Source organism: Acinetobacter pecorum (assembly GCF_014837015.1).
Classification (GTDB): domain Bacteria; phylum Pseudomonadota; class Gammaproteobacteria; order Pseudomonadales; family Moraxellaceae; genus Acinetobacter; species Acinetobacter pecorum.
Window position 1 is genome coordinate 150,926 of sequence record NZ_JACSPT010000003.1, and the last position, 14,461, is coordinate 165,386.

The window sequence follows — 14,461 nt, forward strand, 5'->3', positions numbered from 1 at the left end:
CCTCAAGACAGGATTAGACGTGAAAATTGCTTCGGTAGCTCGGTCGGCCAGTGCAGCTGATTGGACTGTTGCGCCAAAATTCCCTGCTGCTCCAGCCAGTGGTCAAATTCGGGGGCCGCTTTTAATCCCAGTAATTGCCGGATGTAGAGCGCATCATGAAAGGAGGTCGTCTGATAATTCAGCATCACATCATCTGAACCGGGAATACCCATGATAAAATTCAGTCCGGCATTGGCAAGCAAGGTCAGCAGTACATCCATATCATCCTGATCGGCATCGGCATGGTTGGTGTAGCAAATATCGCAGCCCATTGGCACACCGAGCAGCTTGCCACAAAAATGGTCTTCCAGTCCGGCCCGGATAATCTGCTTGCCGTTATACAGATATTCCGGCCCGATAAAGCCGACTACAGTATTGACCAGCAAGGGATTAAACTTACGTGCCACGGCGTAGGCACGCGCTTCCACAGTCTGTTGATCCACGCCATGATGGCCATTGCTAGACAAGGCACTGCCCTGTCCGGTTTCAAAATACATGACATTTTGGCCCACGGTGCCGCGTTGCAGGCTTAAGGTCGCCTCATAACCTTCCTGCAACAGCGCCAGATTGATGCCGAAACCGGTATTGGCTTTTTCGGTTCCCGCAATGGACTGGAACATTAAATCAATCGGAACATTTTTATTTGCCAGCTGAATGCCGGACGTGATATGGGTCAAAACACAAGACTGGGTCGGAATCTTATATTCCTGGATAATATGATCGAGCAGTTTGAGCAGCTCAGTCAAATTCTGCAGATTATCTGTCGCCGGGTTGATTCCGATGACCGCATCTCCATTGCCATACATCAGTCCATCCAGAATCGAAGCTGAGATTCCCATCAAATCATCAGTCGGATGGTTCGGCTGCAAGCGGGTGGAAAGATGCCCTTTCAGACCAATGGTATTTCTAAAACGTGTGATTACACGACATTTTTTTGCCACTAGAATCAGATCCTGATTGCGCATAATCTTGCTCACTGCCGCGACCATTTCCGGAATCAGACCCATTTTTAAAGCAGCAAGTTTTTCTGTGGTGGCATCTGCACTGAGCAGCCAGTTACGAAAATCTCCAACAGTAAAATGCGAGATCGGATAAAAGGCATCAGCATCATGTTCATCCATGATCAGGCGGGTGACCTCGTCCTTTTCATAAGGAACCACTGCTTCTTGCAAAAACTGCTGTAACGGCACTTCTGCCAGACACATTTGTGCAGCGACCCGCTCGGTTGCATCAGTGGCCGCAATCCCTGCCAGCTGATCACCAGAACGTTCAGGCGTAGCCTTGGCCAACAGGGTTTTTAAATCCTCAAAAACATAATACTGACTGGCCACATTGATCTGATACAGCATAAGCGTGTTCTCCATGCTAGATAATTTATTTCAATTCCTTTTCTGCTGCCTCGATACGGGCAAATTCTTCTTCCGGTGTACCTGCCACTAGATGATGACGGCTATACAGCAGGAAATAGAGAATCAGTGCCACGTAAATGGCAGCTGCCATTAACCAGACTTTTGGATCAACCAGAAAGCCTGCGACCACTGCAATGGCTGCAAGCACTAAAGCAATCGATGCCGTGACAATACCACCTGGTGCCTGATAAGGACGTGCCAGATTCGGCCGGGACAGTTTAAGTTTGATATAAGCCATCATCATCAGCACATAGGAAATAGTGGCACCAAAGACTGCCATCAGAATCAGCAGATCACCTTCACCCGAAAGGGACAACAGGAAGCCAATAATCCCCGGAATAATAATGGCCAAATAAGGTGCATGATTGCTGTTGGTCAAGGACAGTTTTTTCGGTAAATAACCGGCACGTGAGAGTGCAAAAATTTGACGGGAATAGGCATAGATAATCGAGAAGAAACTGGCGATCAGACCCGCCAGCCCGACAAAATTCACGAAACTTGCTATCCAGGTATTGGCGCCATACACTGCAACCAAGGCATCCACCAGTGGTGCACCAGAATCTTTCAGCGTATCTGCACCTGCTGCGCCAGGACCGAGCAGCAAAATACTCAGGGCAAAGAATGCCAGAATCAGCATGGAACCAATCAGGCCACGCGGCAAGGATTTGGCTGGCTCTTTGGCCTCCTCGGCTGCCAGTGGCACCCCTTCAACTGCCAGAAAAAACCAGATCGCATAAGGCACTGCTGCCCAGATACCCAGATAACCCAATGGCAGGAAACTGCTTGCACCAACTGCTTTCGTACTGACTGCAATATCAAACAGGTTTGCACTATCAAAATAGGGCAACATGCCAAAGATAAACACCATCAAGGCAATCGCGGCAATGGCGGTGATCACAAACATGATTTTGAGTGCTTCACCTGCACCTTTCAGATGCAAGCCCATAAAAACCAGATAGCTCACCAGATAAATGATCCAGCCGCCAATACCAAACAAGGCCTCGCAATAGGCGCCAATAAAACAGGCAATTGCTGCCGGAGCGATGGCATACTCAATCAGGATGGCACTTCCGGTCAGATAGCCGCCAAAGGGACCAAAAGCAGTCCGGGCAAAACTGTATCCCCCACCGGCGGTAGGCAGCATGGTGGACATTTCAGACATGGCCAAGCACATACACAGATACATGAATGCCACTACAATGGTCGCAATAAACATACCTCCCCAGCCCGCCTGTGCCAGACCGAAATTCCAGCCGGCAAAATCACCGGAAATCACATACGCGACCCCCAGACCAACAAGAAGCAACCAGCCTACAGCACCTTTCTTGAGCTGTCGCAAGGCAAAATAATCTTCCTGTACTGCTGTTTCAGTCACACCGGTATCAATCACACTTTTTGATTCTGACATAGCAACCTCGTTATTTTTATCGTTGTTCCCTGAAAATATGCATAAGTCGTACCAGTTACGGGAGCTACAGCGAAGACATCCGGAACGCTGCCTTTCAGCGATGAAATGCGTTATAATTATCCACCTTTTCATTTATACACCCGAGTTATATGGCGTATCGTCAACAAAGTGTATCGCTTGATCTTGATACTGACGTCACACATCAATGCATGCTGCACTACAGCCGCGATCAGCATCTGATTGGAATTATTGAATTCAGCAAGCCAAGCTTCCTGCTTCGCTGGCAGGATCTGGAATATTTCCGTCGTCGTACCGAGGAATTTTCCGTGATGCCTTTTCCGGACTGTGTCAATGCAATGATTATCGATATTCGAGATGTAACGGCATGGCTGGATAATGAAGTGCCAATTATTCCGTGGCGCTTACTGGAAGAAGACTGTCCAGTGCGTCTGGTCGTGCCTGCAGACCGTATTGAGCACTATGCAGGATTCTTTGAACCGACCTGGCTCAGCTCCGATGTCGAAACCGCCATTCAGGAAATCCGTGAATCCATGGATATGTTTGTACATTAAGCTTGAAACAAAAAACCTCCGCAATGGAGGTTTTTTATGACTTATTGTTTTTTCGTCTTTTGAACCTAAGCCTCATACCTATTTGCATCTTGTCCCTGATCCACCAGGTTTTCTTTTTAAGTCAGTAACATTTCAGCAATAAATTCAGCTTGAGTCCTGCTGGAATTATCCACTAAGATGAATATAAACGAGCATTTAGACTTTATAGCAATAATCTTAATACAGTCTTAGCACAAAAATAGGCTCGATCATAATAATGGAAAAATGGAGTTTTACGATGAAATTAAAATCTCAATTGGCTACCTTGCTGTGTGCCACCCCGCTGATCTTGGGACTGAGTGCCTGTAGTGATAATCAGGCGCCAAATACTCAGCAAAGCGGCGAGAAGGCTTCCGGCACACTCAATAAAATCAAACAGTCCGGCACCATTGTTTTAGGTTATCGCGACTCCTCGATTCCATTTTCCTATATTGCCGACAACCCGAATCAACCCGTCGGCTATGCGCATGATCTGCAACTAAAAGTGGTCGAAGCCGTCAAACAGAAGCTGAACATGCCTGATCTAAAAATCCGTTATAACCTGGTAACCAGCCAGAATCGGATTCCTCTGGTTTCCAATGGTACGGTTGATCTGGAATGTGGATCGACAACTAACAACAAAGAACGTCAGCAACAGGTCGATTTCTCAGTCGGCTTCTTTGAAGTGGGTTCCCGCCTGTTAACCGCAACCGATTCCGGAATCAAGGACTTTAGCGATCTTAAAGGTAAAAAGGTCGTCACCACTGCCGGCACCACATCTGAACGTTATATCCGCCAGCACGAAAAAGAACTGGGTATTGGTGAAATTATTTCTGCCAAAGATCATGCAGAATCCTTTTTAATGCTGCAAAATGGCCGGGCTGCAGCCTTCATGATGGATGACATTCTGCTGGCCGGAGAAAAATCCAAGGCTAAAAATCCGGAGAAGTGGCACATTGTTGGCACTGCCCCGATTCATGAAATTTATGGCTGTATGCTGCGTAAGGGTGACCCCGAGTTTAAGCAGGTTGTGGATGATGCTATTAAAGCCACGTATAGCTCCGGTGAAATCAACAATATGTATAAAAAATGGTTCCAGTCGCCTATTCCACCTAAGAATATCAACTTGAACTATGCCATGTCTGATGCGTTAAAAAATTTGATCAGCAACCCGCATGACCGTGATCAATAAGCATTGAATCTTATCCACCTTACTTAAGCCTAATATGTTTAAGGATCTTTGTTGGAGTTGCGATGAATTATAGCTGGAATTGGGGTGTCTTATTGCAACCGACCGGGATTGGGGATACCACCTATCTGAACTGGATCATGACGGGTATCGGCTGGTTGGCTGTGATTGCGATTGTCGCCTGGTCAATTGCCATGCTGCTGGGTAGCCTCTTAGGCATCATGCGGACCTTACCCAGTCCTACAGCTCGGGCTATTGGAACGGCCTATGTGACCATTTTCCGTAATGTGCCTTTACTGATCCAGTTATTTATCTGGTTTTATGTGGTGCCCAACTTTCTGCCCAGCTATATTCATAACTGGTGGATCAATGATTTAGGCGCCAATACCACGGCACTAATTTCTGCCAGTATCGGCTTGGGGCTGTTTACCGCAGCGCGGGTTTGCGAACAGGTACGTACCGGGATTGAAGCTATTCCAAGCGGACAGGTCAATGCCGGCTATGCCATGGGTTTTAGCACTGCACAATTATATCGCTATGTGATCTTACCGCAGTCTTTCCGTTTGATTTTGCCACCGCTCAGTTCTGAACTGACCAACTGCGTCAAGAATACCTCGGTGGCTTCATTGGTCGGGGTTGCAGAAATCATTTCCCAGATGAAAACCATCAGTGAATACACCCAGAATACCATCGAGATTTACACCTACGTCACCCTGATTTTTATCCTGATTAATGTCTGCTTAATCAGTTTCATGAATTTTCTGGAAAAGCGCTTTCAGGTACCTGGACTAATTGCAGGAGTGAAATAATGGAAGGGTTCACTGCATTTTTTCAGGATTTACAGCTTTCCGCACCAGCACTCTGGCATGGTTTCAGTATCACTTTAAAAGTTGTATGTTTTGCCACGGTTGGCGGGATTCTGATTGGTACCTTGCTTGCTTTGATGCGGCTGTCATCAATCCGGGTATTGAAATGGCTTGCCAAAGGCTATGTGAATCTGTTTCGCTCCATTCCCCTGCTGCTGGTGCTGATGTGGTTCTATTTTGCTGTGCCCTTTATCTATACCGGGCTGACTGGCAAATACCTGACTATGGATACAGCCCTGGTATCCAGTATTGTCGCCTTTATGCTGTTTGAAGCCGCCTATTTTTCGGAAATTGTCCGTGCCGGGATTCAGTCCATTCCGAAGGGTCAAACCGATGCTGCCTCTGCACTGGGGATGAGTTATGGCCAGTCCATGCGACTGATTGTTCTGCCTCAAGCCTTTCGCAAGATGACACCGCTGTTATTACAACAGACTATTATTCTGTTTCAGGACTCGACCATGGTCTATGCCATTGGCCTGCTGGACTTTTTCCGTACCAGCTATGTCCGGGGGGACCTGATGTCTTTACTGACCCAATATATTCTTTTTGCCGGCTTGGTGTATTTCACCGTTAGCCTGATTGCCACGTATATCGTGAAAAAATTACAGCGGAGGTTAACTGTATGAACGAAGCCAAAGTCATGATTGACCTCCAGCATGTCAGTAAATGGTATAAAGATTTTCAAGTACTGACTGACTGCACGACGCAGATCCGGCAAGGTGAAGTTGTCGTTGTCTGCGGTCCTTCAGGCTCAGGAAAATCCACCCTGATTAAAACCGTCAATGGCCTAGAACCTATCCAGCAAGGCAATATTCTGGTCGATGGGATTAAAATTAATGATCCGAAAACCAATTTGAATAAATTACGCAGTCGCGTCGGCATGGTCTTCCAACATTTTGAATTGTTCCCGCATCTCAGCATTACCGAGAACCTGAGCATTGCCCAGATCAAGGTATTAGGCCGTTCTGAAGCCGAAGCCAAACAGAAAGGTCTTGCCTATTTGGATCGTGTCGGCCTAAGTGCGCAAGCCAATAAATATCCGGCACAACTTTCTGGAGGACAGCAGCAACGTGTTGCGATTGCCCGTGCACTGAGTATGGATCCGATTGCCATGTTATTTGATGAACCAACTTCTGCACTTGATCCTGAGATGATTAATGAAGTGCTCGATGTCATGGTCGGACTGGCCCAAGAAGGTATGACCATGATGTGTGTTACGCATGAAATGGGCTTTGCCCGACAAGTCGCAAATAGGGTAATCTTTATGGATCAAGGTAAAATTGTGGAAGATTGCAGTAAGGACGATTTCTTCAATACACCGCGTGGTGAGCGTGCCCAGCAATTCCTGAACAAGATTTTGCATTAAGCTTTATTCGTCATCTTTCATCTCAAAGCTCCTTCAATTTTCAGAAGGAGCTTTGAGTCTAAGCTTTTTGCTTACCAGTAATTTTCTACTGCAATATTTCCTTCACCACGGCGGTTCATGGTTAGGCCACGGGCCTTTAAAGCTTCTTTGGTGTCGTTCACCATCTCCGGATTACCGCAAAGCATGACATGGGTCGTTTCCGGATTAAACGTTAAACCCGCTACCTTTTCCAGTTCACCATTGGCAATCAGGACCGGCAAACGGTCGTGCAAAGGTGCATCAGGTTCACGGGTAATCACCGGGATAAATTTAAAACCGCTATGCCCTTCGCCAAAGGTCTGGGCAATTTCCTGAATCCGCTCTATATAAGCAAGTTCATCCCGGGTGCGTACACTATAAACCAGATTGATCTTTTCGTATTTGCTCCAGGTTTCAAAGTCTTGCAACATGCAGATAAATGGTGCCAGACCCGTCCCAGTACCCATTAGCCACAGGTCTTTCGGTAAAGGCAACTGATAACGTGCCAGAGTCAGATAGCCATAAGAAATTTTTTCCAGAAACAGCTCATCCCCGACTTTGAGATGCTGTAAATTGGAAGTAAATTTACCTTCGGGTACGACTACCGAGAAAAACTCCAGGATTTCATCAAAAGGTGATGAAACCACTGAATAGGCACGAACTACCAGTTCATCTCCCACCTGCAGGCCAATACGCGCAAACTGTCCGGCCGTAAACTTGAAATGTGCCGGGCGCGTCATCGTAAAACTAAATAATGTATTGGTCCAACGATGTACAGATAAAACTTTTTCTTGGGTAAATTTTTCAATTGACATGATTTCAACGTGGCATGAAAGACTGTGCTCATGGTAGCATGGCAGCATAATTTATTAATATTTTTTAAATGTTAAGGCTCTACTCATGCGCATGACTTTACGCCAATTGGCTGTTTTTGTAGCAGTGGCACAAGAGGGTACCGTAACGAAGGCTAGCGATGCCGTCAAGCTTACACAAAGTGCGGCTAGTATGGCGTTAGCAGATCTGGAAGATGGTCTGGGTGCTCCACTATTTGACCGTCTGGGCAAACGCTTACAGCTGAATGATCTAGGGCGCTTTCTTCTCCCTCAAGCCCTGGAAATTTTAGGTCGTTGTGAATCGTTTGAACAAGTCGCCAAAGGCGAGCTGCAAAGTATCGATTTACGTTTAGGCGCAACTCTGACGATTTCAGATTATCTGATTCCTGACCTGATGGCCGATTTCCTAAAAATTCAGCCACAAACCCATTTACAGCTTCAGGTCGGCAATACCCGTCAAATGATTGAAGCGGTAAATCAGTTCCAGCTGGATCTTGCCCTGATCGAAGGCTCCTGTCATCTTCCGCAGTTACAATGTATCCATTGGCGTGATGATGAGCTGGCCGTATGCTGTGCACCGGATCATCCCCTTGCACAATTGAACCGTGAGCTGACCGCTGAAGACTTCAAATCTGTGGAATGGATTTTGCGTGAAGAAGGTTCAGGTACCCGTGAAGTGTTTGACAATGCCATTTTAAAAGATGTGCCGGATGCCAGCATTCGTCTCACTCTCGGTCATAATGAAGCCATCTTGAAAATTGTAGCAGGTGGAATTGGCATGTCCTGTATTTCCAAACTTGCGATTGAACCATTACGTGAAAAAGGTCAATTGGTGATTCTGGATACCCCATTCTGGTCGTTGACTCGTCCGCTATTTATGCTGGTGCATCGCCAGAAATATCAGGGCCCAGGGCTAAAAGCCTTTATGAATTTTTGTGAAAGCTAACAATAAAAAAAAGCACCTGAAGGTGCTTTTTTTTATGACTCATTAAAACTGACTTTCACATGGAATACCATCGCCGTCGCCATCCAGTTTAGTATTTGGGCAGTTACGAATAAAAAATAATGCCTCCTCATAAGAACTCATCTGACTACAGTGTTCTCGACCATCGCATTTAAATTGAGAAACAGATGGCGAAGTCATTTCTGAAGTTTTCAGATTGACGGAGTTAACTTGACTTCGTAGATCAGTCCCGTGATTTTCCAAGTTCTTCCGGCCCTGCTCCGATAATCCTTGTATAGGCAGATCGCCTTGCGCTGCTCGCTGCTCAGCGACAATTCGTTGCTGCTCTAATATCAATTCTTCCAGCTTTTGCTGTTTTTGAATTTGGTAGCTTTGGTATTGGTTATAAACAAGACCAGCAAGGGTCAAAATAACAAACAGCCCTGATAGTGTAATTATTTTTGATGTAGTCGATGATTTTGCCTTTTCATAATGTGGGGAAGTATGTATTTCAGGATCTTCATACTGATCATCATTCTGCTCAACAGCTACCTTTGATTTAATATCCAGTCGAACAATATGGTCTGCCTTAAACTTTCCATTATCTTCTACAATCAGAAACTTTAATTTTTCCCCAATTCCTGGTGGAATATTTTTATTAGGAAAGTCTGTGGCATGAAAAAATAAATCTTTAGATTGCCCTTCGATCTGAATAAAACCAAAACCACGCTCTTCGTGAAAAGTTTTAATTTTCCCCTCTTGAAACATAATTCACTCTTATCTTTAATATTTTTAATAATTGTAATGAAAAAGAGACTATAAAGCTTTCTTGATTTTTTTGATGCTGAAACAAAAAAGCACCGCAAGGTGCCTGTTAAAATTGAAGAATAGATAAATTCCAAGTTAAAAATAGAAAATAGGCACTCTCTAGCGTAACTTTAAACTTCACCAAAAATCATAAAACCAACAGCTGATACCAATGCCAGCCATAATGTTGGACTAAAGAAAATTGAATTGCGTAGCGGAACAGACACTGTTGGTGCCAAGGACTGTAAGGCAACAATATCTGGCACAAACTCATCCTGCACTTTAATATCAAGGCGCACCATATTGTCCAGTTTCATCTGACCTTGGTCGACAATGACTCTAAATTTAAGTCGCTCTCCGATTTGTGGTTCAATTTCAGGCGAAGGTAAATCCTGTAGCTTAAAACCTAATTCTTGAGCTTCTCCTGTGATCTCCAGAATACCTAAAGCACCTTCGCAATCATAAGCTTTAATTTTTCCATCCTTAAACATGACATTTATCTCTATTAATCAACAAATGTATTTTAATTGAGGAGAAATAGGGAGGATTGTAGAGCTTTGGTGGAAATTTTATTGTTTGCGTAAAGAAAAGCAGGCTTTAGGTTACAAAGCCTGCTTTAAACCTGCCACTGACAAATTCTTATATAAATAAAGAGGCACGAATGCCTCTTTATTTAGCCCTACCCATCGCAGACTAGCGCTTAAGGTTTGATAATAATGCAGAAGTAATTGACTGGTTATGTGCAGCAACCTTAGATTTTTTAGCTTTCTTTGATTTGTCTTCGACACGTTCAATCTTGATCGCTTTATATTTGTCGCCATTTTCAACCACATTAAATTTCACGCGTTCATTGCGTTTTGGTTCCCCTTCTGCTGCAGGGAAGTCTGAAATATGGAAGAAGACATCTCCTTCAGTGCAGCCAATAAAACCGAAACCTTTGGCAGAATCATACTTCTTGATTTTGCCCTGATACAATTCATCTTTCATGCTGTTGTCCTATTCTGAAAATGCCTTTTCTACATTATATAAAAAAGAGGCTGTAGTAGCCCCTTTTTTCATTCTATTCAAAAATTAGTCTTTTTGAACTGAACCGAAGATTTTATCGCCAGCATCGCCAAGACCCGGAACGATATAACCATTTTCATTTAAACCGCTGTCAATGGATGCAGTAAACATAATGACATCCGGGTGTGCAGCTTCTACACGTTTAATCCCTTCCGGCGCAGCCACCAGAACCATCACACGAATGTCTTTACAACCGCTGGCTTTCAGCACGTCAATTGCCGCTACAAGAGAAGAACCTGTCGCCAACATTGGATCAATGATCATTGCGATACGGTTTTGTACGTCTGGAACCAGTTTTTTATAGTAAGTACGTGCTTCCAGAGTTTCTTCATCACGCTCTAAACCAAGTACAGATACTTTTGCGCTTGGGATCAGGTTAAGGAAACCATCGAGCATGCCAATACCGGCCCGTAGAATCGGCACAACCGTGATTTTTTTACCGGCAATACGGTCAACCGTTACAGCCCCATTCCAGCCGTTAATGTCGTGTTCAACCATTGGCAGGTCTTTGGTCGCTTCATAAGTCAGAAGCATCGTCACTTCTTGAGCTAACTCACGGAAGTTCTTGGTACTGATATCTGCACGACGGAGTAAACCAAGTTTATGTCGGATGAGCGGATGACGGATTTCATGGATTGCCACGGGAGAACACCTAAAAGGTTAAAGATAAATTTCCGCTATTATAAAGGCATTTATTCGTTTGTATAAATAAAAAAGCCCCCAATCATGGAGGCTTTTTTTGTAATAACATTAATCTTTGCAGATATTAGTTAAAACCACTTTGTACCAGAGTAAAAATGAACTGCTGTAATTCAGGTGACATTGCAAAGAACGCATACTTAGATACTGCAATCACTGGATCTGGGTAGACACCAACCACAAGTACCGCAAGCGCAGCAAGCAGCACCATAATACCGCCGACTTTTTGACCCCAATGATTCACCGCATCTAGACGTGGTGTTTCAGGCGGTGTCATATAAAGTACAACCATTACACGCAGGTAATAATACAAACCGATACCAGAGCCTAGGATAACCATTGCACTCAGGAACCATGCTTCGCCTGCAACTGCAGTTTTAATCACCAGGAACTTACCGATAAAACCGGCAGTTAAAGGAATACCTGCAAGAGACAGCATCATGACGGTTAATACAGCAGTCAATACCGGACGGCGCCAGAACAGACCACGGTATTCAGCCAGACTACCCGCTTCGTCAGTATTGTTATACGGACTAGACATGAGTGTCACGACACCGAACGCACCAATCGTCGTTAACACATAGGTAATCACGTAAACGTTTACACTTTCAAAAGTTGCAAAACCTTGAACCTGCAAGAAATCGGTATTACGCGAAGTAACGATGGCAACCAGCAAATAACCAAAGTGTGCAATTGAAGAGTATGCCAGGATACGTTTCAAGTTCACCTGACGAACCGCCAGCAAGTTACCTGCAAGGATAGACAGAACCGCAATAATCGAAATGATAGTAACGAAGCTGTCCGCCAGGATTAGGCCTGAAGACAAAGCATAACGAACAAACAGGCCAATCATTGCCACTTTCGCTACTGTCGCAAGGAAAGTCGCGATTGGGGCTGGTGCACCCGCATATACGTCTGGTGTCCATTTGTGGAATGGTGCCAGCGATAATTTAAATGCCACAGCAAATACAATTAATGCCAGACCAATCACGACAGCCGGTTGGCTGAATGCAGTAAACAGCTTGCCCGGTTCTGCAACGAAACTTAAGCTGCCGGTATAAGCATAAACATAGGCCATACCCATCAACAGCATTGCAGATGCCGTTGCTGAAAGCACCAGATATTTCACACCTGCTTCAAGCGATTGAGAACGTTGATGTGTATATGCCAACAAGCCGTATACAGGAATCGACATCAATTCAAGGCTGATAAAGAATGATGCATAGTGCGAGCTTGCTACCATCAGCATGGCACCCGCAACGGATATCAGCATCAAGATATACAGCTCTTCACGGTTATCTTTATAAGTTTCGATGTAGGCATGTGACAGAGTGCTACATGCAAGTGCAGCAATCAGGATCACAAACTGGTACAGCATCGTAAACGGATCTACGAGGAACAGATTCATCACATTGGCAGGTGCAAATACGCCCGCCAACAAAACGAAAATGATATAAATCGCAGCAAGGTTTAAACCAATCACTGTGGTTGTAGCCACCAGATTATGGTTACGCTTGATTGCGGTCAGCAACATCACGACGATCGCAGTTAACGACACGATCATCACAGGTGCTAGAGGCATAAGCTCAGAAAAAGACATTGTGAAGTTCATGGCTTATTGGATCTCCACATTTTCAAGTTGAGTCGTTACTTGATTAGTAACTTCAACCACTTCTTGAACTGGAATGTAGCTATTCGCTAACCACGCCATGCTTGAGTTTGAAATATCAAGGAAGCTTTGTGGATATAGACCAAGCCAAAGTAGACCAAACGCACAGATCAGCAATAATACAGTTTCACGTGCATTTAGATCTTTTAACGGATTTGTATAGTGCTGCTTTTGTGCTTCACTTGGTACACCAAACAGGGCTTTGTGAATCAGGATCAGACCGTACAGACCCGCAAACACCAAGCTGATCGCAGCAAGAATGGTAAACGCCGGGAATTGTGCATAAGCACCCATCAGGATCAGGAACTCGCCAATGAAGTTACCTAGACCTGGAATACCCACCAATGCCGCAACGAAGAACATCAGGAAGAATGCAAGATACGGGAACTGACCACGCATACCACCCATCAAACGCATATCACGCGTATGCACACGCTCGTATACCTGACCACACATAATGAACAGTGCAGCAGATGAAATACCATGTGCCAACATCATGATCATCAAACCCTGGAAGGTCAGGATGTTACCTGCGTAGATCGCAAGTAAAACGAAGCCCATGTGTGAAATAGAGGTATAAGCCAACAAGCGTTTCATGTCGGTTTGCTGGAAAGCACACCAAGCACCGTAGAAGATACCGATTAAACCCAGAATGATCGCGAAGTCTGCAAACTGTGCAGATGCTGCCGGGAAGAATGGAATCACAAAACGAAGCAGACCGTATGCAGCTGTCTTAATCAAGATACCTGCAAGATCGACAGAACCCGCTGTTGGTGCTTGTGCATGTGCATCTGGCAACCAGCCGTGTAATGGGAAAACTGGAAGTTTTACCGCAAAACCGATGAATAAACAGATCATGAATGCATAAGCAACTGCTGGAGCCTGAGCATCAAGCGTATTCGCCACACCTAATAAATAGTTGTAGTCGAAACGGATTTCGCCAGTCAGGGTGTAGCCTACAGTCACCAGACCCAGGATACCAATCAGCATCACCAGACCTGCAACCTGCGTGTAGATGAAGAACTTGGTTGCTGCATATACGCGTGACTTGCCTTCTGCCCCTTTATGACCCCAAAGGGCAATCAGGAAGTAGATTGGCACCAGCATCATCTCCCAGAAGAAGAAGAACAGGAACAGGTCAATCGCAAGGAATACACCGATGACACCACCCAAAGACCATAACAGGTTCAGGTGGAAGAAACCCACATTCTTTTGAATCTCACCCCATGAACAGCCGACTGCCAAAACACCTAGAAGTGCAGTCAAACCAACCATAAGAAGTGATAAACCATCCACTGCAAGGTGAATGTTAATGCCCAGGGTTTGAATCCAAGGCAGTTTGAATTCGGCAGCCCACGAAGGTGTAGCACCGCCCAATTCATAGTTATAAGTACCAGTCTGCCAAAGGACGATAGTCAAGACCAACGTCACCAGCATACCGATCAACGCGATATAACGCGGCAAGTGCTGGTCGAGTTTATCGACCAACCAGCATATGAAACCTGCAATGAACGGAATGAGGATCAGAGCCGGCAAAATAATATTGTTTGGAGCTTCCAT

15 protein-coding genes are annotated in these 14,461 nt (G+C 45.0%); 6 read left to right on the plus strand and 9 right to left on the minus strand.

Annotated features, from left to right (window positions below; genetic code table 11):
* Nucleotides 1–2: 2 nt before the first annotated feature.
* The gene (locus tag H9629_RS03800) at nucleotides 3–1,388 is read right to left on the minus strand and encodes an ethanolamine ammonia-lyase subunit EutB (protein ID WP_064096441.1); all 1,386 of its coding nucleotides are present in this window, start codon (nucleotides 1,386–1,388) and stop codon (nucleotides 3–5) included.
* Nucleotides 1,389–1,413: 25 nt separating this feature from the next.
* The gene (gene eat, locus H9629_RS03805; RefSeq protein WP_191730564.1) at nucleotides 1,414–2,856 is read right to left on the minus strand and encodes an ethanolamine permease; all 1,443 of its coding nucleotides are present in this window, start codon (nucleotides 2,854–2,856) and stop codon (nucleotides 1,414–1,416) included.
* Nucleotides 2,857–3,005: 149 nt separating this feature from the next.
* Here eat and H9629_RS03810 point away from each other — a divergent pair, with 149 nt between their 5' ends.
* From H9629_RS03810 to H9629_RS03830, 5 genes are all read left to right on the plus strand, one after another.
* Nucleotides 3,006–3,428: a hypothetical protein gene (locus H9629_RS03810; RefSeq protein ID WP_064096443.1), complete on the plus strand. Its 423-nt coding sequence runs from the start codon at nucleotides 3,006–3,008 to the stop codon at nucleotides 3,426–3,428.
* Between the two features lie 277 nt (nucleotides 3,429–3,705).
* Nucleotides 3,706–4,638 (plus strand): transporter substrate-binding domain-containing protein, encoded by a 933-nt coding sequence (locus tag H9629_RS03815; protein ID WP_064102492.1) that lies wholly within the window; start codon nucleotides 3,706–3,708, stop codon nucleotides 4,636–4,638.
* 62 nt (nucleotides 4,639–4,700) lie between these two features.
* A complete protein-coding gene (locus H9629_RS03820) occupies nucleotides 4,701–5,444 on the plus strand; it encodes an amino acid ABC transporter permease (protein ID WP_064096445.1) in 744 nt (247 codons plus the stop codon).
* On the plus strand, nucleotides 5,444–6,127 hold the full coding sequence (locus H9629_RS03825) for an ABC transporter permease subunit (RefSeq protein WP_064096446.1): 684 nt from the start codon (nucleotides 5,444–5,446) through the stop codon (nucleotides 6,125–6,127). Before H9629_RS03820 ends, H9629_RS03825 begins: the two co-directional genes overlap by 1 nt.
* A 14-nt stretch (nucleotides 6,128–6,141) precedes the next feature.
* A complete protein-coding gene (locus H9629_RS03830; RefSeq protein ID WP_171254964.1) occupies nucleotides 6,142–6,867 on the plus strand; it encodes an amino acid ABC transporter ATP-binding protein in 726 nt (241 codons plus the stop codon).
* Between the two features lie 71 nt (nucleotides 6,868–6,938).
* On the opposite strand, the gene H9629_RS03835 is transcribed toward H9629_RS03830, so the two are convergent.
* The gene (locus H9629_RS03835) at nucleotides 6,939–7,700 is read right to left on the minus strand and encodes a ferredoxin--NADP reductase (protein ID WP_064096448.1); all 762 of its coding nucleotides are present in this window, start codon (nucleotides 7,698–7,700) and stop codon (nucleotides 6,939–6,941) included.
* A gap of 85 nt (nucleotides 7,701–7,785) precedes the next feature.
* On the opposite strand from H9629_RS03835, the gene gigC reads away from it, so the two are divergent.
* Nucleotides 7,786–8,664, plus strand: coding sequence for a LysR family transcriptional regulator GigC (gene gigC / locus H9629_RS03840; protein ID WP_064096449.1), 879 nt, complete (start codon nucleotides 7,786–7,788; stop codon nucleotides 8,662–8,664).
* A 42-nt stretch (nucleotides 8,665–8,706) separates the two neighbouring features.
* On the opposite strand, the gene H9629_RS03845 is transcribed toward gigC, so the two are convergent.
* The 6 genes from H9629_RS03845 to nuoM form a co-directional block, all read right to left on the minus strand.
* A complete protein-coding gene (locus tag H9629_RS03845) occupies nucleotides 8,707–9,429 on the minus strand; it encodes a cold shock domain-containing protein (protein WP_191730565.1) in 723 nt (240 codons plus the stop codon).
* A 170-nt stretch (nucleotides 9,430–9,599) separates the two neighbouring features.
* The gene (locus tag H9629_RS03850) at nucleotides 9,600–9,959 is read right to left on the minus strand and encodes a hypothetical protein (protein ID WP_191730566.1); all 360 of its coding nucleotides are present in this window, start codon (nucleotides 9,957–9,959) and stop codon (nucleotides 9,600–9,602) included.
* A 202-nt stretch (nucleotides 9,960–10,161) separates the two neighbouring features.
* Nucleotides 10,162–10,455, minus strand: coding sequence for a cold-shock protein (locus H9629_RS03855; RefSeq protein ID WP_064096452.1), 294 nt, complete (start codon nucleotides 10,453–10,455; stop codon nucleotides 10,162–10,164).
* A gap of 84 nt (nucleotides 10,456–10,539) precedes the next feature.
* Nucleotides 10,540–11,175 carry a uracil phosphoribosyltransferase gene (upp, locus tag H9629_RS03860; protein WP_064096453.1) on the minus strand — a complete coding sequence of 212 codons (636 nt, stop codon included), beginning with the start codon at nucleotides 11,173–11,175 and terminating at the stop codon, nucleotides 10,540–10,542.
* A gap of 124 nt (nucleotides 11,176–11,299) precedes the next feature.
* The gene (gene nuoN / locus H9629_RS03865) at nucleotides 11,300–12,844 is read right to left on the minus strand and encodes an NADH-quinone oxidoreductase subunit NuoN (RefSeq protein WP_191730567.1); all 1,545 of its coding nucleotides are present in this window, start codon (nucleotides 12,842–12,844) and stop codon (nucleotides 11,300–11,302) included.
* Nucleotides 12,845–12,847: 3 nt separating this feature from the next.
* Nucleotides 12,848–14,461 (minus strand): NADH-quinone oxidoreductase subunit M, encoded by a 1,614-nt coding sequence (gene nuoM / locus H9629_RS03870; protein ID WP_064102495.1) that lies wholly within the window; start codon nucleotides 14,459–14,461, stop codon nucleotides 12,848–12,850.

What these genes read in the sequence shown, in the direction of transcription:
- H9629_RS03800 (WP_064096441.1), bottom strand. Translation starts at nt 1,388, where the DNA reads ATGCTGTATCAGATCAATGTGGCCAGTCAGTATTATGTTTTTGAGGAT.
- eat (WP_191730564.1), bottom strand. Translation starts at nt 2,856, where the DNA reads ATGTCAGAATCAAAAAGTGTGATTGATACCGGTGTGACTGAAACAGCA.
- H9629_RS03810 (WP_064096443.1), top strand. Translation starts at nt 3,006, where the DNA reads ATGGCGTATCGTCAACAAAGTGTATCGCTTGATCTTGATACTGACGTC.
- H9629_RS03815 (WP_064102492.1), top strand. Translation starts at nt 3,706, where the DNA reads ATGAAATTAAAATCTCAATTGGCTACCTTGCTGTGTGCCACCCCGCTG.
- H9629_RS03820 (WP_064096445.1), top strand. Translation starts at nt 4,701, where the DNA reads ATGAATTATAGCTGGAATTGGGGTGTCTTATTGCAACCGACCGGGATT.
- H9629_RS03825 (WP_064096446.1), top strand. Translation starts at nt 5,444, where the DNA reads ATGGAAGGGTTCACTGCATTTTTTCAGGATTTACAGCTTTCCGCACCA.
- H9629_RS03830 (WP_171254964.1), top strand. Translation starts at nt 6,142, where the DNA reads ATGATTGACCTCCAGCATGTCAGTAAATGGTATAAAGATTTTCAAGTA.
- H9629_RS03835 (WP_064096448.1), bottom strand. Translation starts at nt 7,700, where the DNA reads ATGTCAATTGAAAAATTTACCCAAGAAAAAGTTTTATCTGTACATCGT.
- gigC (WP_064096449.1), top strand. Translation starts at nt 7,786, where the DNA reads ATGCGCATGACTTTACGCCAATTGGCTGTTTTTGTAGCAGTGGCACAA.
- H9629_RS03845 (WP_191730565.1), bottom strand. Translation starts at nt 9,429, where the DNA reads ATGTTTCAAGAGGGGAAAATTAAAACTTTTCACGAAGAGCGTGGTTTT.
- H9629_RS03850 (WP_191730566.1), bottom strand. Translation starts at nt 9,959, where the DNA reads ATGTTTAAGGATGGAAAAATTAAAGCTTATGATTGCGAAGGTGCTTTA.
- H9629_RS03855 (WP_064096452.1), bottom strand. Translation starts at nt 10,455, where the DNA reads ATGAAAGATGAATTGTATCAGGGCAAAATCAAGAAGTATGATTCTGCC.
- nuoN (WP_191730567.1), bottom strand. Translation starts at nt 12,844, where the DNA reads ATGAACTTCACAATGTCTTTTTCTGAGCTTATGCCTCTAGCACCTGTG.
- nuoM (WP_064102495.1), bottom strand. Translation starts at nt 14,461, where the DNA reads ATGGAAGCTCCAAACAATATTATTTTGCCGGCTCTGATCCTCATTCCG.